This is a genomic window from Haloarcula sebkhae, assembly GCF_014647415.1.
GTDB lineage: Archaea > Halobacteriota > Halobacteria > Halobacteriales > Haloarculaceae > Haloarcula > Haloarcula sebkhae.
Genome location: NZ_BMPD01000004.1, coordinates 54,194 through 74,918 on the forward strand (window position 1 = coordinate 54,194; position 20,725 = coordinate 74,918).

General features: G+C 56.8%; 16 protein-coding genes and 1 pseudogene. 9 read left to right on the plus strand and 8 right to left on the minus strand.

Annotation, left to right across the window (positions count from 1 at the left end):
- Positions 1-105: 105 nt before the first annotated feature.
- Positions 106-1,062: a bile acid:sodium symporter family protein gene (locus IEY38_RS12640; RefSeq protein WP_188978303.1), complete on the minus strand. Its 957-nt coding sequence runs from the start codon at positions 1,060-1,062 to the stop codon at positions 106-108.
- Positions 1,063-1,831: 769 nt separating this feature from the next.
- Here IEY38_RS12640 and IEY38_RS12645 point away from each other — a divergent pair.
- The 7 genes and pseudogenes from IEY38_RS12645 (at position 1,832) to IEY38_RS12675 (ending at position 7,539) form a co-directional block, all read left to right on the plus strand.
- On the plus strand, positions 1,832-2,530 hold the full coding sequence (locus IEY38_RS12645) for a DUF2270 domain-containing protein (RefSeq protein WP_188978305.1): 699 nt from the start codon (positions 1,832-1,834) through the stop codon (positions 2,528-2,530).
- A gap of 283 nt (positions 2,531-2,813) precedes the next feature.
- Complete coding sequence (locus tag IEY38_RS12650; protein ID WP_188978307.1) at positions 2,814-3,251, plus strand: hypothetical protein; 438 nt, start codon at positions 2,814-2,816, stop codon at positions 3,249-3,251.
- A gap of 485 nt (positions 3,252-3,736) precedes the next feature.
- Entirely contained in the window at positions 3,737-4,078 is a 342-nt protein-coding gene (locus IEY38_RS12655) for a hypothetical protein (RefSeq protein ID WP_188978309.1), read from the plus strand.
- Between the two features lie 313 nt (positions 4,079-4,391).
- Positions 4,392-4,589 (plus strand): annotated as a pseudogene (locus tag IEY38_RS12660) (hypothetical protein); the annotation flags it as partial.
- Positions 4,590-5,000: 411 nt separating this feature from the next.
- On the plus strand, positions 5,001-6,212 hold the full coding sequence (locus IEY38_RS12665; protein ID WP_188978813.1) for a tyrosine-type recombinase/integrase: 1,212 nt from the start codon (positions 5,001-5,003) through the stop codon (positions 6,210-6,212).
- Positions 6,213-6,313: 101 nt separating this feature from the next.
- The gene (locus tag IEY38_RS12670) at positions 6,314-7,159 is read left to right on the plus strand and encodes a ParA family protein (RefSeq protein ID WP_170098786.1); all 846 of its coding nucleotides are present in this window, start codon (positions 6,314-6,316) and stop codon (positions 7,157-7,159) included.
- On the plus strand, positions 7,156-7,539 hold the full coding sequence (locus tag IEY38_RS12675) for a hypothetical protein (RefSeq protein WP_188978311.1): 384 nt from the start codon (positions 7,156-7,158) through the stop codon (positions 7,537-7,539). The genes IEY38_RS12670 and IEY38_RS12675 overlap by 4 nt, the downstream gene beginning before the upstream one ends.
- A 353-nt stretch (positions 7,540-7,892) precedes the next feature.
- Here the strand turns inward: IEY38_RS12675 and IEY38_RS12680 are convergent, their stop codons facing one another.
- Positions 7,893-8,930, minus strand: a complete 1,038-nt coding sequence (locus tag IEY38_RS12680; protein ID WP_229775293.1) for an NAD(P)-binding protein — start codon at positions 8,928-8,930, stop codon at positions 7,893-7,895.
- A gap of 1,188 nt (positions 8,931-10,118) precedes the next feature.
- Positions 10,119-10,913: an IclR family transcriptional regulator gene (locus tag IEY38_RS12685; RefSeq protein ID WP_188978313.1), complete on the minus strand. Its 795-nt coding sequence runs from the start codon at positions 10,911-10,913 to the stop codon at positions 10,119-10,121.
- Positions 10,914-11,275: 362 nt separating this feature from the next.
- Here IEY38_RS12685 and arcD point away from each other — a divergent pair, with 362 nt between their 5' ends.
- A complete protein-coding gene (gene arcD / locus IEY38_RS12690) occupies positions 11,276-12,742 on the plus strand; it encodes an arginine/ornithine antiporter ArcD (RefSeq protein ID WP_188978315.1) in 1,467 nt (488 codons plus the stop codon).
- Between the two features lie 766 nt (positions 12,743-13,508).
- On the opposite strand, the gene IEY38_RS12695 is transcribed toward arcD, so the two are convergent.
- Positions 13,509-13,913, minus strand: coding sequence for a DUF4864 domain-containing protein (locus tag IEY38_RS12695; protein WP_188978317.1), 405 nt, complete (start codon positions 13,911-13,913; stop codon positions 13,509-13,511).
- Between the two features lie 51 nt (positions 13,914-13,964).
- On the opposite strand from IEY38_RS12695, the gene IEY38_RS12700 reads away from it, so the two are divergent.
- Positions 13,965-14,603, plus strand: a complete 639-nt coding sequence (locus IEY38_RS12700; RefSeq protein WP_229775294.1) for a PAS domain-containing protein — start codon at positions 13,965-13,967, stop codon at positions 14,601-14,603.
- Between the two features lie 46 nt (positions 14,604-14,649).
- Here the strand turns inward: IEY38_RS12700 and IEY38_RS12705 are convergent, their stop codons facing one another.
- The 4 genes from IEY38_RS12705 to IEY38_RS12720 form a co-directional block, all read right to left on the minus strand.
- Complete coding sequence (locus IEY38_RS12705; protein ID WP_188978320.1) at positions 14,650-15,639, minus strand: DUF3592 domain-containing protein; 990 nt, start codon at positions 15,637-15,639, stop codon at positions 14,650-14,652.
- Positions 15,640-15,741: 102 nt separating this feature from the next.
- Positions 15,742-17,370, minus strand: coding sequence for a hydantoinase B/oxoprolinase family protein (locus IEY38_RS12710; protein ID WP_188978322.1), 1,629 nt, complete (start codon positions 17,368-17,370; stop codon positions 15,742-15,744).
- Positions 17,367-19,361 carry a hydantoinase/oxoprolinase family protein gene (locus IEY38_RS12715; protein ID WP_188978323.1) on the minus strand — a complete coding sequence of 665 codons (1,995 nt, stop codon included), beginning with the start codon at positions 19,359-19,361 and terminating at the stop codon, positions 17,367-17,369. Before IEY38_RS12715 ends, IEY38_RS12710 begins: the two co-directional genes overlap by 4 nt.
- Positions 19,362-20,570: an Nramp family divalent metal transporter gene (locus IEY38_RS12720; protein WP_188978325.1), complete on the minus strand. Its 1,209-nt coding sequence runs from the start codon at positions 20,568-20,570 to the stop codon at positions 19,362-19,364.
- Positions 20,571-20,725 lie beyond the last annotated feature (155 nt).

The window sequence follows — 20,725 nt, forward strand, 5'->3', positions numbered from 1 at the left end:
AACGATTCCCCCGCCCCGGCTCCTATATCTGTACGGCTTGGTCGCTCACAACCAGATGAGCGCATTTGATGACACCGAAAACCGGGTTACTGCGGGAAGCGAGTCTCAGTCGTCGCTCGGCACGGTCTCGACGGATTGCTGTCTGTCGTCCTGCCAGCTAAAGAAGCTTGCCAGCGCCGGCCCGGTGATGTTGTGCCAGACGCTGAACAGCGCCGGAATGAGTGCGGCTGCAGGCTCAAACAGCGTCGTCGCCAGCGCGACGGCTAGACCGCTGTTTTGCAGCCCCACCTCGAACGCACAGGTCCGAACGCGGTCGCTCGACATCCCAGTTACTCGGCCGACACCGTATCCCGTGCCAAGCCCGATAGCGTTGTGCGTGACGACCGCCACTAGCACGAGTAGGCCAGCAGTGAGAATGTTGTCCACGTTCGCACCCACGACGCCAGCGACGATTGCGACGATGGCGGCGACACTGATAACCGGGAACACGTCGGTCCCTATCTCAGCGGCTTTCGGCGAATAGCGATCCAATAGATATCGGATCGTGAATCCGAGCAACACTGGAATAATGACAATCTGAATGATGCTCTGGAACATCTCCGCGAAGGTGACGTTGATCTGCTCACCGAGGGCAAACACTACCCAGGCCGGCATCACGATCGGTGCTGCAAGGGTTGTAAGGGTCGTGATCGCGACAGATAGGGCCACGTCGCCCCGACCGAGATACGTCATCACGTTCGATGCGGTCCCACCGGGGGCGGCACCGACCAGAATGAGACCGATACCGACAGCGTCCGGAAGGTCAAGCAGGACATACAGCCCGTACGCGGCGGCAGGCATCACCAGCCACTGTGTGACAGCGCCGATGCCGATATCCACCGGTTCCTCGATTAGTCGGCGAAAGTCTGCCGGCCGAAGCGTCAACCCCATCCCGAGCATTATCAGCCCGAGTAGTGGGGACACGTAGTTCAAAACTGGCACAAACGGGTCCGGCCTGACGAGAGCGATTCCCGCCAGAAGGATTACCCAGACAACGAAGTACTTGCTAGCAGCCCGACTCACCGCTCGAAGCGTCGATATCGAAGTCACATATCTGGATGATGAACAATGTAAAAAAGGTTTACTTTGGGCGACTGTGATGCCGGATAACGAAGATGAAATACAGGACAGTTGCTGGTTCTTCGGAATGTTGGCCAATCGTCGGAACCGGGAGTGACCTAGATTTTGACTTGGACATCTAGTGCTGAGTCCAGTAATACACTCGGCATCACGCGTGTTTAGCGTCTCTCACCAGAGTACGCCATCGGGACACTGGGAACGCGATAGAGTGGACCAGGTAATCACGTTCTTGCACGGGTGAGTACATCTACAAATATAACATAGTAAATCCACTACTACACAATTATAAACTTCGCAGACCCGCAGGCATCTTCTGTGTTACCCCCATTAGGCTTCGATAATACGGTATACAAGCTGAAACGCTACCGCTGTGTTTTTATATGTGGATGCAGTATTGATTAACAGAAACAATACTATGGTCGACCACGAATCTGGTCAGACACTGGATGTCACAGCGAAGAACTGTCCGATGCCGGAAACCAAGGCGAAACAAACTATTGACGAGCTATCGTCGGGTGAAAAAGAGGGTAGGGACGTTCTCAAGCATTATGTCCGCAAAACAGAGTAACACGATGACTATGGGGCCTCAACAGACGGCTACCGCCGATAAGCCACCAGACTACGACAGGAGTAATTCCGACAATAGTGTCGACTCGGGGCCGGCCTCCCAGCACACGACCGAGTCCAGTTTCCAGTTGCTCATCCCCCACTCATGACACGGGTATCAAACAAGGATGTCGACGCGACCGACTCGACACATCGGGAAGTCGGCGAGGGTCTGCTAGAGGAGGATATGGGTCCGAGTTCAGCCATGGCCCATCTTTATCGCGGCGAGATCCATCGGATGAAGTTCTGGCGCGAACGCCTCGACCGGACCACCAACTGGGCAGTGCTGGTAATCTCTGCAATCCTCACGTGGGCCTTCTCGCGGCCGGACATCCCTCATTACATCCTCTTGATCGGAACGGCCACGCTAGCAGTGTTTCTGTTCATCGAGGCTAGGCGATATCGAGGATACGACATCTGGCGAAGCCGAGTCAGAACACTGCAAGCAAACGTCTTCGCCTACGGGCTAGACCCAGCTGCAGGCGTGGCCGACCCGGACTGGCGCAAATCACTGAATGAGGATTATCGACAGCCGACAATCAAGATCAGTACCGAGGAAGCTATCGCGCACCGACTCCGGCGAGTGTATCTCCCGCTTTTCACCGTCTTGCTAACTGCATGGCTGGTCCGAATCACCGTGTTCAGTCCTGGCCTGTGGACGGAGAGCGCCGCTATTGGAATGCTTCCCGGCGTCGTCGTCATCGGCATTGTCGGACTACTATACGCCGCTGCAATCGTAATCGCTGTCCGCCCCAGAACATGGCACGCAAAAGGAGAGCTTCGGTCTGAGGACCTCCGTGGATAAGGTAGTGATTGGCATTCGTCGAAGTCCTACAGAAACATTTGGCAATGGTACATGTATGGGTCGCGTCGATAACGAACGCGAAATAACCGGTCAGTTCATCTGGCCTCTACACCGGTGTTGATGCACTATTAGAGGATTTTTCGCTATCCAAATGTAACTAACTGGAAACTACGATTAGTAGCACATACCAATCAGGCTGGGACATGACGACTCAACTTTCGGTACTACTGCACCGGGATGGGCACCAGTACAGTACTCCGGCTACAGCAGAGGAGGGTCACCGGTGACCACGCTTGCACGCAATATCAGTTCCTGGCTACTCATCGCTACTGTGGTGGCTACCAGCGGGACAGTCGGGACGACAGTTGCATTTCAGGATTCTGCACAGGACATACAAACAGAGAACGAAGCTCTCCACGCTGAAAACGAGGAATTGCGTGAACAACTGAGCGAAACCCGGGAAGACGAAAAGGCCGCAAAATCTCGTGCTGAAGATCTCAACGAACAATTAAAAACACGTAACGAGGACGTAGACACACTTGTTTCGGAACTAGAAAAGAAAGAAAAAATGCTAAATGCTAGCCAAGCCCGGCTCGCGGAGTCCCGAGAAAACCGAGCGGGCATGTCACGGTCCGAAATGAAGAAACGGCTCGATTATCTCTGTGCACAGCCGGAGAACAGGGATCGATTTGGGTGTCAAGAGTTCGGTCCTGGTGGGTGACAACTGAGAGCTTGGCCCTCGAGTAAGCCACATTTCAGAACCCCTGAGTCTGTTCTATCCTATTGGCTGTGGCCATTGTACGATCTCTCCCACCCCGTGTGCTGAAATTCTTCACAGAGGTATAGCCAACGGTGACAGTTACGGGAGCTACTGCACGTCATCCGGAATACCATTCTGTAGCTCGGTCTTACCTGCTCATTGGTGCTCTTAGAGGAGGGATAGGGGACCGTTCTTAGTCGACGGAAATCTGTGCTTGACTCCGCCATGGAGTCTCACAACCTCGGAGGATAGATTTGTTGTGTCCCTTTCTATTGGTGTAGGCGGTAGTGAACTACTCGATCAATACAGCTGCATATCGATCACCGATCAAGTGTCAAGAGATTATGCGGCCCGGTGGACACCGAGAGGGACACAGCGGAATGCAACACGTCTGTTCGCCCGTCGAAAAGCGTTTTACGTGATTGTCTGCTAGGTGAGGTGTACTGATGGAGCGGAGTATCGAGATCTCAGGCAACTCGATCGTATACCTCTTCTACGCGGTTTCGCTGGCTATCGTCCCGGTTTTGTTCTACTTCGTCGTATGGCCGCTGGATAATCTCACCAGCCTCGCTGCGGCTGGCGTACTCGCCGTGCTGGTTCTCGTGGCGGTGGCTGATTTCTGGTACTGGAAGACCGGCAAGTTGCGGGCACACCTCAGTAAAACTGCGAAGCGGGATCTCCCGTACGACATCACATACACCCCCTTTGCGGACCCCGGGCATATGGCCAAAGATTCCTGGCACAAGGCGGTCCGTCGCTTGCGTGGTGAGGACGACGAGGACGACTAATCCCTCGACTGGACATCTGCGCATCGAAATGGCAGTGCATCACCGGACAGAAGCTAAAGAGAAGAACGGCTCTGCTGAAATCAACAGCGGCTGATACAAATGAGGTGCTGTATAGAAGGCGTGGATAGGTCACCAGTTCGGCACACGATCTCACCGACTCGAATTGGTCAGTATAGAGGATATACGTACTTTTTTGAGTAATCAAAGGCAGGGCTTGCAATGCGACACGTGTGGACTGGGGCTGTCAGCCGCCGTGGCGGTAGGCAGTGCCCTTCGTCACGACTCGTCGTCCCGGTCCCGCCAGAGCAGGTAGTCAAAGGACTACCGCGTCCGGTTGTTCTACTTCGTGTTCGCGGTACTCTTGTACAATATCTGGCGGCTCACGGACTTCCTGCTGAAAGCGGGTGTCGACGACGAGATGGACTACGAACCAGTGTTGACCGCAGGCGAATGCATCGAGATCCTCGTTTCGGCGTTACTCCCACCAACTGACCGGCTGGGCGCCCTCTGAGTCCGCTGCTCGTGAGTGGCGACACTATTCAGCAGCGCCTGAATTCACGATATTTCTCACGTCTATCCGACAATTGCCTCCATACCCGGTCGATATCGACCGTTGACCGCCGAGAAAATCACGACTCGAGGCAGATTCGTCCCAAAAACGAGCGTATCCTCCGAAACAGTGGTGTCTACAGAATTCGATTTGGTATAGCAGCATATGATTTATGCGCTGCGGTAATTCAATCGCCAGTATTTGTCTTGTTGTGGGTTTCTGCGTGAGAAAACAATACAAGACAAACTATTAGTTGCACGATGAATATGCGCTACATACGAAAAATCGGTGATTCAGACGAACCAGCTAGACCAGTTCGTCGGTTGCTGCCGCTCCACCCCAAAACCAATGAGTAAAATTCGCTACTCAACCATGGACTTCGCTGACTGCGAGTCTTTCTATCACGAAACAGTCGTACCGACGATGGAAACCAATGGATTGGATCCGACCGCTGAAACCCCCACGTACACTTGGCTGAACCGACAATTCCCGGGATTCGTAAAGCACCTCCAACGGCGATTCGACCTGTCTCCGGGGCAGTTCTACGATGAAATCGGAGTACCAGAAGCCACGACTCCATCAGGATCATTTGACTTCCTCTCTGACAACACACAGCAGGCCATCGAAGCGTACCTCGACGAGCTTTCGACTCGACGTGGGCGTGCTGACGCGACGATCGACACACGGCGGTCGATTCTACGACGCTACGGGAAAGTATATACCAATATCCACGATACAAAAGATTTGCTCGCACCGCTGGAGAATCCCGACGAACGCGTTGCGGAGATGGATCGGGTAGCGGCGACGTTTGATGCGATGGACCAACTGGACGATGCCCTGACGACGCTTGCGTCACGGCGAAAATACGTTCAGGACACACGGCAGTTCTACAAGCACCTGGTGATGTTCGGAAACGCCGCGTACAATCCACTCGCTGATCTCGAAATCCGGTTTGGGTGGGATACGACTCCGTCCTGGAACAACAAAGCACTTGATAGAAACGCTGTCCAGCAGCTGTATGCAGCAGCGACTGATCAACGAGACAGATTTATCGTGGTCGCATGTTGTGGTTGGGGGCTTCGCCCGAGTGAAGTTGCATCACTACATATCCGGCAGCTCAACCTTGATCCGGACGATGATTCCCATCCGTACATAGAGTTCGGTGACGGCGAGCGGAAAAACGGTCCTGGGACCGTGGCTCTGCTGGCCGGTCTGGAGACAGTAAAGCGCCGTATAGAGACGCTTGGCGGTCCAGAGTGGAGTGGCTATCTCTTGCCCTCTCCGTCTGCAGCTACTGGCCATCTAACTGCCGAAACCGTCCGACGCCGGTTCAAGTCAGTGGCCGAGGCCGCAGATGTCACTGTCGACGGCGCCACACCAACGCCGAAAACTGGCCGTCGATTCTGGTATACTACGTACGGCGCTGCTGTTAGGCGAGTTGCAGAACGGTTTGAAGACGTCGCAGCGGAGCAGGGCTCGGCGTCTGCACAAGTCGTACTCGATAACTACCTCTCCGAGTCTGAAGCCCGGTCTCACCGACGGGCGGAGATGCGCGAGACGCTTGCAGGGCTGTTCGTCGAGTAGCCCACGTTTTGCAAGCCCGCTTCAGAAGGCGGCGTGTGGCTATACTATATAGCTATGCCGTCTGACTAATCTTTATATCTGTGCAGTGAATCCGATACGGTATGCTGACCTACACCGTGTACAGCGAGGCCGGCGGTGTCGGCAAGACAACGATGGCGGCGAACCTCGCTGTCGCCGACGCCCGTGCTGGTCACGACGTACTGGCAATCGATATGGACCCACAGGAGGGGAGCCTCTCGTTCCTGTTCGACGTCGCGGACCACCGAACGGACTCAGAGGCCGATAGCTTAGTTCGGCACCTCGTCGAACGGCCACGCGGGCCGTTCGCTGACCTCATCGAGACCTCCGAAGGTGTCGATGTCCTTCCCGCACACAACTCTCTGGAGGTGCTTTCGAAACATCTGCGGCGTCGCGAGGAGGAAGCGGCGGACTTCGGTGAGAACTGGAACCCGAACGTCCAGCTCCTTCGTGTGCTAAAGGACGCGGGCGTTCCGTCTGAGTATGACACTGTCATCATTGACCCGCCTGCGACCGCAGACGTGAAACTGTACAACGCCTTGCACGCGACGCGGAACCTCGTCATTCCATTCGAACCAAGCGGAAAGGGTCAGCAGTCCGTCGAGGGTCTTGCAGATCTCGTCACCGGACTCGAAGACACGCTCGATATCAACGTGGGCGTGTTAGCTGCCGTACCGAACCGGTTCAAAGGAACCAACGATCAAGAAGAGATGCTCAAACGGCTCCGTACGGAGTCGTACGACATACCTGTAGTGTTCCGCGAGCGAACGTCCTTGCTCGAAGGGTGCTGGCGCAAACAGTGTTCGGCGTTCAAATACATCGAAGAACACCGGAGCCGGGAACGTGAGTATGAAATGGAAACGCTAGAGCAGTTCGAAGAACTGGCGGCACACCTCCGACAGACCCGGGAACAGGAGGCAACAGCATGAAGTCCGGCTCCGGCGACGATCCGTTTGCAGAGACGGATGCAGATACAGAACCGGAATCGGATGGCCAGCAGGATGAGGTGACGGCTACCGAAACTGAATCCAGTGACGTACAAACTACGGCTCAGCCTGACATCCCATACAAATTCCGGCGGGACTCCGTCAAGCAGGATCGCAAACAACGGCCGATTTTTATCCGGCCCGAGGTTGAGGAGCGGGAGTCCACGTTCCTCCGCAATTTGGAGGACGAAGTCGGCGAAGACGTCTACAAGACTGACGCGCTTGAAGCTGCTCTCGTCGTTGCTATGGACAATCCGGATCTTGTCGCCGAGAAGCTCCGTGAGTGGGGGTACGACTGGGAGCAGTCAACTGCTTCCCGCTAACCATCTTTGCTTTCTGACGGAAATTAGCGCTGTCGACGAGGAGCTTCATTGGCACTTCGCCGGTGGTCTTGTCCGATACTTGTTGTTCTGAGCCTTCCCTGCCGAATGCACTGGAACTGATAGTTGTGCTGGCTGACTATATTTGTACACTCGCTTGCTCGACTGGGTTTTGCAGCTATACTTATTGGCTATAATCACTGGCTATGGTGTGTAGCTTCACTGATTGGCTATTCTGAGTAGCTATATTAGCTGGATATGTGGATCAGTCATTTTTGATCGCTATATGCTCTCGTCACCCCCTCTATGTGGTACGGCGAGCTGATAGACTGAACGTCGAATCTTGACTGAAGGCGCTAGATGAAGGTTCGGACAGCACTCAGAATATCTGCAGGCTGCTGCGGTTCGAAACTCTCCTGATACTCAATGTCTGACTTCGCTAATCGAGCTATTCCGTCTAACCCGATGCTGTGATGGATTGGTGAGGCCACACCAGTGACAGCTTTGGTCCAGAAGTTCTGGCACACCAACCTGCGTTTGTACGAGTCTTCTTGCACGAAGGAACTCACAGCGGCTCGGCCAGACTGTGCTGCATGTATCATTCCGAAGCCAGTCAGGCGGTTCGCCAGTCCGATGGCGTCGCCCGCGATATGGACCGTGCAGTCGTTTAGCTCGTACGAGCAGTGTGAGAGGCTCCGCAAGCCGTTTGAAACGTCAGTTCCGCTGTACAGGGCCTCACGTTCTGGGGCCTCAATATCGATTTCAGCAAGCAACTGTTGCATATCCTTGTACAGTTCAGTAGGGGATTTGTTCTCCCGACAGCCGAGGCCGACAGTTGCCTCTTCCGGTGACTGTGGCACGATCCAGAGGAAGTAGTTCTCGTACGCAAGTGCTCGCGGCTCGGGATACAGGTGCGAGAAATCGGCCTCTATCCTCCCGCTTAGCGTCGGACACGTTACGTCGTACGACAGGGACGTAAACCGGCTTGAGATCGGGAACTGACCGGTGGCATCAATCAGCAGATCCGACTCCGCAGATAACCGTCGAAACTCCGCTTCGTCGATGTCCGCATTCTCAACGATCTCTGTTCGGTCGAGTGTGCCCGCCCAGTGCTTCTCTAACTCGCCTCTGTTCAATATCACGCCATCAGGAACATTTATCGCAGTTTTCCCGCTGGAGCCGACGAATATCCCGGTATTAGCTTCCCTAACGTATCCCGGAACATGTCTATCTAGTGGCAGCCGTGAGTAGTCCCAGACCATCTCCCCCCAGGCCCCACGCCGATCACCGCTGTATGCACCCTTATCGTAGAGTTGCACGTCAGAAGTAACCTCTTCAGCCAATTGCGCTGCTGCCAACCCGGCGAACCCCCCTCCGACGATTGAAACCCTCATACCGTACCATTCGATGGTAGCTATTTCAAATATCCCATTGCCCGCCCGTATTTGACGCCGTTTCCACGCCACAACCGACAGTTTGTCTATCGACCAGCGTAGTGTTCGTGTGATGCTCCCTGCTCCGGGAGTCCTGTTTACCCATCACCAAACCCAAGTTAACATCTGTGAATAGAGCGGTCAGGGTGAACGGAGAGAGACTCGATAGCCGAGGTCTAACAGAATATGTGACAATATAGCTGACAGATCGCGTCGGAAACTCGGTCACGCCTTTCTACCCGAAGGACGCTGAATTGGGACCCTAACAGCATCCGGCTGCGAAAAGTAGTCGGGTCCAGTAGCAAACTCACGAATCGTATCACTTTAATCGGTCCTGCCAATAATATTCCCAAGAGATCTGCTTATACAGCTACTATCAAAATTCAGGTAGTAAATTCAGTACAAAGACCAATAGATGGCCGCAATACAATATTATATCAATTAATAAAGCTGCAAAGCCGCTATTCGACACCTAAAATTCAGATGCCGACATTTTGGTGTCGTGAGACATTCACATAGTCGTCTTCTCATCAAATTATACCGTGTGGTGGTATAACGAATGTACCACTGTTATTATGTCGCAGCCGTGGCCGTTCTATTGGCTCTGAATGTTTAGTCCCACTCCAGCCACGCTCCGCTGCTCGCATCACATGAATCGACTGAGGGGTCAGAGATGTGGTTGCTGATGAGCGGAACAATGACGGTTGGTGTGGTGTCTTTGAATGTCGGTTTCGCGATCGACTGACTACCTGAGTCGTTGGATGGAGACACACTCCCATCTTACCGTCCGGCAGGGGACCGATTACCCCTCTTCTCCTGTGCATTGAATATACCGAACAAGATCCCGGTGGCTCTGATCCTCGTTGCACTGGATGACGTATGGCCGAGGCCATACAGAAAGAGCGCACGGGGTGCCGTTGTCAGCAGGGGTGTTCTCTCGCGTTAACAAGGAACTCCGATTCGGAATTAACGAATATAGCAGAATTGCAAGCCGCTGTGCGTCGTCTTAGGCAATACTCGCTGCGACTGTTGGGCCTGATAAAGAACGTGTGAAGTGCGGCGCTACATCACTGCCGTGTGCGATATCTGTGCACAGAATCTTTGTTAACGCTCCGCAGAAGTGACCGTAATATTTGATATACGTGAATACTACTCATCGCTGGCGGCTGCGGACTCCAAATTGATCTCGATGATGTTTGCTGCCTCCATCACCAATTCCGGAAGATCACTACGAAGGTATTCGCCAGAGAGTCGCATTTTCGGTGCGGTCACGCTGATCGCACCACAGACTGTTCCGTCCACGTCCTGTATCGGAGCGCCTACGGATCGTAGTCCCCTGATTTCCTCCTCATCGTTTACTGCGTATCCCCTATCTCGAATGTCCGCGAGTTCTTCCCGCAGTTCGTCGGGTTCAGTGATCGTCTTTTCTGTCTGCTGAACGAGTCCCTCAGCGGCCACTGTTTCAGTGACTCGCGCTTCGTTGAAATGTGCCAGCAGCGCTTTTCCGGTCGCAGTACAGTGGAGATACTGTGGGGATTCCCTGGTTCGTCGTTGGTAGTCCACGGCCACAGTCGCGCCCCCATTGTGCTCGTATAGCGTTACCTCCCTGTTCCGGTACGCAACTGTGAGGTGAACCCATTCGTTTGTCTCTTCGGCTAAACGCTCTACTTCTTCTTTTCCGAGCTGATAGAGATTAACCCGATTCCGGACGCTTTCACCGAGCGGTATGAACCGCAGCCCTAACCGATAGACATCGCCTGATTTGTCGATAAATCCCTCAGCAACGAGTGTCTGTAGATACGTATGGAGTGTACTTTTCGCAACGTCAATATTGTTACAGAGGTCGGAAAGCGTCGCCTCAGACTGTGACTGAAGTTCACGCAGGATCTCACTGGCAGTCTGCATTGACTTGATTCGTCGGGACGGTGGTTCGCGTTCAGTCATGTGTTGATCCTCGTTTATCATGGTTATATGATTTTGGCATATCGAACGCTCAGTCTGGTGCTGGTTCCTTTCAAAAATACGGACCAGACTGGGATGATCTGTCTCGGCGCACCGGACTTCGAAACACAGTCGGATCCGGTCCAGACATCACGACTGGCTGTCCCCTTCTCTCCATGAACTTTTATTAATGATGGTGTCGATGGGGCAAATGACATGCGCTGTTGCCACAGTCGGTGCAGTCGCCAAACTATTCGTATAGAGTCTGAAAAACCGATTCGTCCCTCATCAGAAGGAACGGACCCTGATGCAAATACATCGCTGCGCAACCAGCGGAATCGAGATGCGTAATAGAATCAATACGTATGAGTTCTGAATTCGACATCAAGCTGTACGACGACATCGACCCCGAAGACCGGCCCTCTCTGGGGGAGGCGCTAATACCGATCATCGGGATGCTAACCGCGCTGGGTATAGGAATCGGAATTTACGGACTTGACCCGCAGTTCCCCCTCCTCTGGGGTATTGCCTTCACTGGACTGTTCAGTTACTACCGATTCGACATCTCTTGGGACGAGATGTATGCCGGGATCACACACACGTTGCTGATGGGCATTCAGGTCGTGTTCATCCTGTTTATCGTCTATGCGCTTATCTCGACCTGGATACATGCTGGAACGATCCCGACGCTCATGTACTACGGCCTTGACCTGCTGCATCCGATAGTGTTCCTCCCGCTCACAGCGATCATCACTGCGGCGATAACGTTTGCCATCGGGTCATCGTGGACCGCGGCGGGGACGCTCGGTGTTGCCTTCATCGGAATCGGTTCTGGACTGGGACTCCCTGAGCCGATGACCGCAGGTGCAATCCTCACCGGCGCATACACGGGCGACAAGCAGTCACCGCTCTCGGACACGACAAACCTCGCTTCGGCGGTGACGAACACCGATCTGTACGATCATATCAACGCGATGCGGGCAGGGACGTTCCTTGCCTTCTCCATCGCTGTCGTCCTGTACGCCGGTCTCGGTATTCGCGCGTCAGGATCTATCCCTGTCGATCGGATCGCTGAGATACAGACGGCACTTACGGGTTCGTTCACGATTTCTCCGCTCGCGTTCTTCCCACTTATCGTGACATTTGGGCTGGCGATATACGGCATTTCCGCAATTCCAGCTCTCGGTGCTGGTGTCTTTGCCGGCGCGATAACCTCGGCCGTGCTTCAGGGTAACTCGTTCACGTCGGTCTGGACCGTCGCACAGAGTGGGACAAGCCCGGAAACGGGGATGGAACTCGTAAACGGCCTCCTCGCAAGCGGTGGCATGGTCGGCGGTGCATGGGCGGTAACAATTGCTATCGCCGCACTCGCACTGGGCGGCCTGTTCGAGTGTACTGGAATTATCGCTGTCTTAGCTCATCATCTCGGCCGGCTCAGCAAGAGCGTTGGAAGTCTCACCGGCATTACGGTTCTGTCGTCAGTCTCGATGAACGTCCTTGCGGCAGAACAGTACATCAGTATCGTTGTTCCCGGCGTGACGCTGGGCAGTCTCTACGAGGAGAAGGGGCTCAAGACCGAGAACCTTTCGCGGGCGATTGAATCTTCCGGGACTGTCACAAGTGCGCTCATTCCATGGAACAGCGGCGCGGTGTTCATGGCTGGCACCCTCGGCGTCAGCACGTTCCAGTATGCGCCCTACTACTTCCTAGGCTTCCTTTCGCCGCTCATCCTCATTCTCATGGGAGTTACCGGCTGGCAGATCACATATACTGAGACTGAGGCTGACGACCAGATGACGAGTAACGTGGCTGCACCGGCAGATAGTGACTGAGAGTACCGCTCGAAACGAGTAACCATGTGAGATTCCGGAGCCAATTCTGAATCTACAGCACACCTCCGTTCTCGTGACCTGCTGCCTACTGGGTCCAGCGTAGCAGTGAGTGAAATACAATAACTGACACAGTCCGGTGAGCAACAATGATTGAAACAATTGAATGTATAATATTTTGTGTAATATATGACCTATTCGGTAACGTAACAACCGTTCGATGACTTGTTGATGCGAGAGGCTAGTCTTCTAGAGATTAAGATCGGATTATATCACGCTTTAACACTTCAAACCCACATTCAGAGATTCTTACGCCTAGAGAACGGATTTAACATACCGACAGATCTAGTTCCACTGGATATAGTGGAAAACTACATTGTTGGTTCATCTGTGTAAAAAGTGGGAAGAGTGGTGCTGAAAAACTGAACAGCGAAATCTCATTCTTTGCTACTAGGGCAGTGCATCTGGCGTTAGTGGCTCGCCGCACTAGCGTAGACGGCACAATGACTTGAACTGCCATCTAAATAGTAATATATCCTTCTTATATTAGAATATTACATAATCGCGGAAGAAACGTTCTGGTTGAAGTGGTCTTGTATTACTCATCCCACTGTTTTGTGGCTGGCGGGCCAACACCTGTAGAGTGTTCTCTGGGTAAAAACGCATGAGAGAGATGCCAGTAGCACCTGAGCGGCTGGAACTAGCAGTAGCTATTGCAACCTAGTTCACAACACGGCACAAATCACCAATTCAGTTGCCACTGACCCGTTCAGACCACTACAACACGGTCAGTCTGCCAGCAGCCCCGAAACTCGCCGACGGACTGCACTGACAGACCGAACTCGTACGTGGTTGTTCGTCCATCCGGGCCTGTAACCGTTACCCGCTGTTCAGCGTAGTTCTCATCCTGTTCCACAGGGCCTCGCACAGCCTCCCTGAAGTTGATCATCGGGCGGTACTGCGGTGACTGGACCATGGCTACGAACCGGTCAAGTGGGCCAGTCGAGCGGCGGTTGGCCGGGGAGGCGAAATTGTACGCCGTCATGATCCCCGCGTTCTCAAACGGGTCGTCGTTCGTTTCCAGGGCATCGAGCTGGATGGCAACAGCATCGCCGGGGCTGTATGTCTCGCTGGGCGTCGGAAGGCCGGCCACCGGGTACTCGCGTTCAGACATTGGTATCGTAGGGACGAGCGCGTATCTGTAACAGGTGCTGTATCAGCATGAATGGCACGGCTGAGCGACCACAGGCCGGACACCGACGGGAGTTTGTGTCACCGCCGACTAGATCAACTGACCGCGAACATGGCCCCACTCAGGGACGTACTTATCGAAACCATGCTGCTCGACGAGGAGCAGTTTCGCCGTCGGCTTCCGGACCTCGTCGAAACACATCAACTCCGGAGTGTTGACCCGGAACCCGCTGACGAGTCACCGGCCGCTGTCCTTCAGGATCTCAAGGGATTCGAGCCTACCTCGGTAACGGGTTTTGAGCGAGAATATATCGCGAAAATGGTGCGACTTGGGACGATCCCTCTGGGCCTGACGCTCACTGGCCCGGCGTATCAGGACAATCCAGTCCGATATGCGACACAGACGTTCCAGGAGATGACTGGGTATTCGCTAGCCGCGCTTCGCGGCGAGAACCTTCGACTGCTGCAGGGACCAGCAACAGACCCCGAGGCGGTCGCCACGCTTCAGGAGGGGATCGATATCTGGGAACAGCGGACCGTCGAACTATGGAACTATCGTGCGGACGGCACACGCTTCAGAAACCGGGTGACGATAGTGCCACTCACCGGTCCTGACGGCTCCATCACGAACTGGCTCGGGGTGCAGAAAGCCATCGACACAACAGACGACTAACTATCGGTAGCACTACAGAACGATACGTCCCATCACAGGTACCCAGTCAGCCTGCAGTATAGAGTAAATACGCCAATGCCGTTGTCATCCCGGCAGCAATCAGCAACGCCCATCCGGTTAGCCGGACACGTTTTCCGTACTCGCTCAAACTGCCGTCTTCGGTTCCGAGTATCGTGACGAGTCGACTCGGATGCCTGAACGGACTCGGTGGTTTTGGGGCAGGCAGTCGCTGCCGGAGCTGCCGGTACTCGGTGAACGACCAAACGCCGTACAGACACAGCGAGAGGATCATTCCGACCCAGAAGCAGAACGCTGCGATCAGGGGGAGTCCGACCGGACCCAGAAGTTCTGCCTGTATCCCCTGCGGTGCCCCTCCAAATCCACCAGTATTCAACAGCCCGAGAACTAACCCGACCATCGAGAGCCAGAACGCGGCGAAACAGATACCGAGAAGCTGTTTCGATAGCCGGTGCATAGTCGCTCCGTGACGAGCAACCCATGACTCGCGAGGCGCTGGCTGTCCCTCACTTGCCGGGCGTAGTTCTTGTTGGCCCGGATTCTTGGCCCCTAGTCCAGCTAGCACACCGATCACAGAGAGAACGCCGCCGACGGCGATGGCGCGCAGTGGGAACGGTGTCCGCTCCCGAATCAGGAACGCGTCGTCCGGGTCGGCTGGTGAGACGTACGCGCGGGTCGTTGTTCCAGGTTCGTATGACTCGACTACCGACTCCGCTTTGGACCGGTCGGAGTACGTTCGGATGCCCGTACTCGGGAACACCTGTTTGCTGGTGTACGTCTCTCCTTGATACCGGTACGTGTAGTGAATCTCCGGTTCGTAGTCGATTCCCCGACCGCCGTCCAGTCGGTCGACACGAGCGTCAGTGATGGTTGCCTGGACGGCCACGGCGTTGTTGACCGCCTGGGACTGCTGGACGTAGTCGTACCCGCCGAACCCGAGAAGACCAGCGGCAAGGAGCAGCAACAGCGCGCTCTTCCGTGAAAGGTGGAGGGTCGTGATTCCGAGCGGGACCTTCATGTCAAAAGGCAGTATTGTGTCCCGCTCGTATGAGCGTAGCGCTCGAAACAAAACACTTCACGGGCCGGCCGCCTTCTATCTGAGAGCGACCGAATCAATACGCTATCGGTCGTCGACCTTTCCGTCACGTCGGTCACGCTTTCTCGCTTCCGGGTCCCGCTCTGCCGGATCGCCGTGTCCGCCGCCACCGGGCGTTCGGACGGAGACGGTCGATCCAGCTTCGACATCCACGGAAGCCTTCGCGGGAACCGGCTCGCCGTCGACCAGATTCTCCCCCGTCGCACCGTCCTCGCCACCATCGATCCCAGCAGGGGCTGTCCGTCGGCGCTCCGTCAACAGTGACACGGTGGCATCTGTCTCGACGGTGACGGTGCGTTCGAGGCCCAGGCCACCGCGGTATCGGCCGTCGCCGCCGCTCGACGGACGTAGCGCGTACCGCTCAACACGGAGCGGATACTCGGTCTCCATCGCTTCGACGGGCGTGTTGAGCGTGTTCGTCATTCCGACCTGTACGCCATCCATCCCGTCTTTCCCGGGTCGGGCTCCGAACCCGCCGCCGATCGTCTCGTAATACGTGAAATCGCCGGTTCGGTCGCCGATGATGAGGTTGTTCATCGTTCCCTGTCCACCGGCGGGAACCCGGTCGGGGACTGCCGTGGCGAGCGCCGCCAGCGTGACATCCATGACGCGCTGGCTCGTCTCGACGTTGCCACCGACGACTGCGGCCGGCGCGTCCGGGTTGAGCACTGACCCTTCAGGCGCGGACACAGACACGGGTTCGTAACAGCCGTGGTTCGGCGGAATCTCCGGGTCGGTGATCGCCCGGACGACGAAGTAGACCGCGCTCTTGGCGACCGAGAGCGGCGCATTCAGGTTGCCTGCCACCTGGTCGGCGGTCCCGGCGAAGTCGACAGCGATTGAGGCCCCATCGATGGTGACGGCCACCTCAATCGGAATGTTAGCATCGGTTACACCGTCGCCTTCGAGGATATCCTGCGCTCGATACGTTTCGTCCGGGAGCACGTCGAGTTCAGCCTCGACCCGCTCGCGGGAGTACTCGATGACGGCATCGAACGCATCGAGCAGGGTCGACCCGTGTTCTTCGAGGAGTTCACCGATGCGTTCCTCGGCCCGTTCGTTTGCCGCACGCTGGGCCCGAAGGTCTGCCTCGCGCTCGTCCGGCGTCCGGACGTTGGCACGGATAAGGTCGTGAACCGCCTCGTTGGGTTCGCCGCCGTCGACGAGCCGAACGGCGGGCAGGCGGAGCCCCTCCTCGTAAATCTCCTTTGCACCCGGTGGCATACTCCCCGGCGAACTCCCGCCAACGTCGGCGTGATGCGCTCGTGAGACGGCGTACCCGACTATCTCGTCGTCGGGCGCGACCGTCGAGACGAGCGTGATGTCGGGGAGATGTGTCCCGCCGGCGAACGGGTCGTTGACGATGAACACGTCACCCGGTTTCGGGTCCTCCTGCAGGACGATATCCACCGCGTCGGGCATCGCGCCGAGGTGGACCGGGATGTGTTCCGCCTGTGCGATCATCCGACCCGACGCGTCGAAGAGCGCCGTCGAACAGTCCTGTCGCTCCTTGATGTTCGGGGAGTAGGCCCCGCGGATGAGCACGTGGCCCATCTCGGTTGCAACGCTTTCTAGCTGGTTCCTGAGGATTTCCAGCGTCACTGGGTCGATCGTCTCCTGTTCGTCAGTCGGTGTCGTGGCTTCGTCGTTCATGTGTCGCTCACCGCTGCTGTCAGTGTTCCGTCATCGCGGACCTGAACGTCCCAGGCCGGTGGAATGACGATCGTGCTCTCATCGCCCTCGACAATCGCGGGGCCGTCGATTCTGTCCTGTGGTGGCAGTTGTGCCCGCTTGTAGACCGGCGTTTCGCGGACCTCGTCGGCGAACACCGCCTGCCGAGAGCCCTTCTGTGGGTCGCTAGCGGCAGTGTACTCGACCGGCGGCGCGCTCCGCTTAACCGTCGTCGTCACGCGACAGTTCACCAGTTCGACCGACTCGTCCGCTCGGTAGCCGTAGGCGGACTCGTGGGCTGTGGCGAACCGCTCGCGGGCGTCCGTGGTGTCGAACGGCCGGTCGACGTCTACGGTAAGTTCGAAACTCTGGCCGGCGTACCGGAGGTCGGCGGAGCAACGCACTGTCGCCGCCTCACGGTCGCTGACCTCAGCCAGCAGTTCTTCTGACAGGTCCTCGTAGACTGTGTCGACATCGTTTGGGTCGACTGCGCCGAGTGAGCGCTGATACGTCCGTACTGCGTCGCGCTTCTCATCGGCTGCGAGCAGGCCATATGCCGACAGCACGCCTGAGGCGCGTGGAACCACCAGTCGATCCATATCGAGGCTATCCGCGATGGATGCCGCGTGCATTGGCCCGGCACCGCCGAACGCGGCGAGTCCGAACTTCCGCGGGTCGTACCCACGCTCGACAGTCACGGATCGAATGGCCCTCGTCATGTTCGCGTTCGCGACGCGGTAGACGCCACGGGCGGCTTCCAGGGGCCCATCGAGCCCCCCCTGGTCAGCGAGATCCGAAAGCGCGTCGTATGCGGCATCCGCATCAAGTGAGAGTTCACCACCCAGACTTGTACTTTCGCCGATGTAGCCCAGCACGAGGTTCGCGTCGGTGACGGTCGGCTCCGTTCCGCCCTTCCCGTAGCAAGCGGGGCCAGGGTTCGCTCCGGCAGAGCGCGGGCCGATTCGGAGTGCGCCCCCGGCGTCGACCCAGGCAATGGACCCGCCACCTGCGCCGACTGTTTCGACGTCGATCATCGGCGTCTTGATCGGCCGCTCGTTGATGACGCCCTCCGTTGTCCGTTCGGCTTCGCCATCGCGAACGAGGCTCACGTCGCTGGACGTCCCGCCCATATCGAACGTAACGAGCCCGGCCTGTTCGTCAGCCGCCATCGACCCTGCCCCAACGACGCCAGCAGCAGGGCCAGAGAGGACGGTCGTCACAGCGTTCCGCCTGACAGTGTCGGCATCGGTGATGCCGCCGTTCGCCTGCATAATTCGGGGCTGTGGAATCCCGAGGTCCCGCGCACGGTCGGTCAGACGGCTGACGTAGTGGTCAATTGCCGGCCGTACGTAGGCGTCGACGGCTGTCGTCGACGTTCGTTCGTACTCGCGGAACTCGGCGAGGACTTCGTGCGAGGCCGAGACAGGCACGTCGAGCTCATCCCGCAGGATGTCTGCGACGCGTGTTTCATTCTCGGGGTGTGCGTACGCGTGCAAGAGCGAGACCGCGACAGACTCGACATCCATCTCGCGTAGCTGCTCGGCGATTGACCGGACTTCGTCCTCGTCGACGGGCTGTTCGATACCGTCGGTGGTCGTCCGTTCGGACACTTCGAAGCGGCGGCGGCGGGGAACCAACGGTGTCGGCTTTTCGGCCGACAGATCGTACAACGAAGGGCGGTCCTGCCGACCGATCTCCAGAACGTCCCGGAACCCGTCGGTCGTGACGAGTGCGGTCTTTGCGCCGTCCTGTTCAAGCAGGGCGTTGACCGACACGGTCATCGCATGGGAGAACTCGCTTACAGTCTCAGGGTCGACCTCGGCCGCTTCGCAGGCCTTCTCGATTCCGGCGATGACGCCCTCGCTCTGGTCTTCGGTACTCGGGACTTTCGCGGTCACGAGTTCGCCGTCGAGCGACAGCGTCACGTCGGTGAAGGTGCCACCGACGTCGACACCGATCCGCCGGTCGCCCATCTACAGCACCCCCGCGACGCTGAGCAGGGTCCGAACTCCGAGCCACACGACGATGAGCGTCACGATCACGCCGAGGGCGTTCGCTATCGACCCGTTCGTGTACTCGCCGAGGAGGTCCCGCTGGTTCATCGCGTATATCAGGAATACCGCGACGATCGGCAATAAAATCCCGTTGACCACCTGTGCGAACACAATGATCTGGACGGGACTGCCGCCCAGCAACACCGAGAGGACCCCGACACCGAGGATAGTTCCCCAGACGGCACGGAACTGTGTACTCTGCATATCTGAATCCCAGCCGAGCGCACCTGTGGTCGCCCACGCGCCCGCGAGCGGTGCTGTCGTTGCGCTCGTGAACCCGGCGGCGAAGATGCCGATACTGAAGAACAGTTCGGCGTACGGGCCCGCGATGGGTCGCAGCTGTTCGGCCATTCGGCCGATGTCGCTGATCTGCGTTCCAGGCTCGAATGCTGCGGCCGCAGTCACCATGATCGTAATCGTGATGACGCCGCCTGCGACGATCGAGAGCACCGTGTCGATGCGGGAGTGGCCGATATCGTCGGGACCGCTCCACCGCTCTTGGACGTTACTCGCGTGCAGGAACAGGTTGTACCCCACGATTGTCGTTCCGATGAGGCCGGTGATGAGGTACAGCGACCCCGAGGGGATACCGGGGACGAACCCCATCGCAATCGCACTGGGGTCGGGACCGATGAGGATCGCCGACGCCACGAACGAGAACGCCATCACGGCGACCAGCCCAATGAGCGCTCGTTCGATCAGCTTGTAGCGCCCAGTGTAGAGCAGGAGTCCGGCCACGAGTCCCATCACGACCCCCCATACCGTCGAGTCGATACCAGTAATCGTCGCGAGCCCTGCGGCACCACCGAGGATGTTCCCGGCCTCGTAGGCGGCGGTCCCGACGCCGATCGCGCCGACAACGAGGAATATACTCACGTACTCGACGATCTGATTGTCGAACCGCTCCCGAAGTGCTTCGCCGAGTCCTTCGCCCGAGACAAGGCCCAGTCGGGCGCTCATCTCCTGAAGGACAATCGTTGCAACGATCGAGAAGACCATGGTCCACAGCAGCGCGTAACCAAACTCCGCACCGGTGACGCTCGCAGTCGTGACCGTGCCAGGCCCGATGAACGCGGCGGCGACCATCGCACCCGGACCGACGGCTTTGAGTCGTTCTGTAATGCTCATGATTGTTAGCTTTGATATCCACTGTCACGGTCCCAGCAGGTACTGAAAAACATTGTTAAGACCTGTGTGTGGCCGGAACATCGGTCGTATGAATCCTACATCTGTTTCACCAAGTGTATGAACTGGTAAGAAATATCCAACCCTCTGGTTCGAAT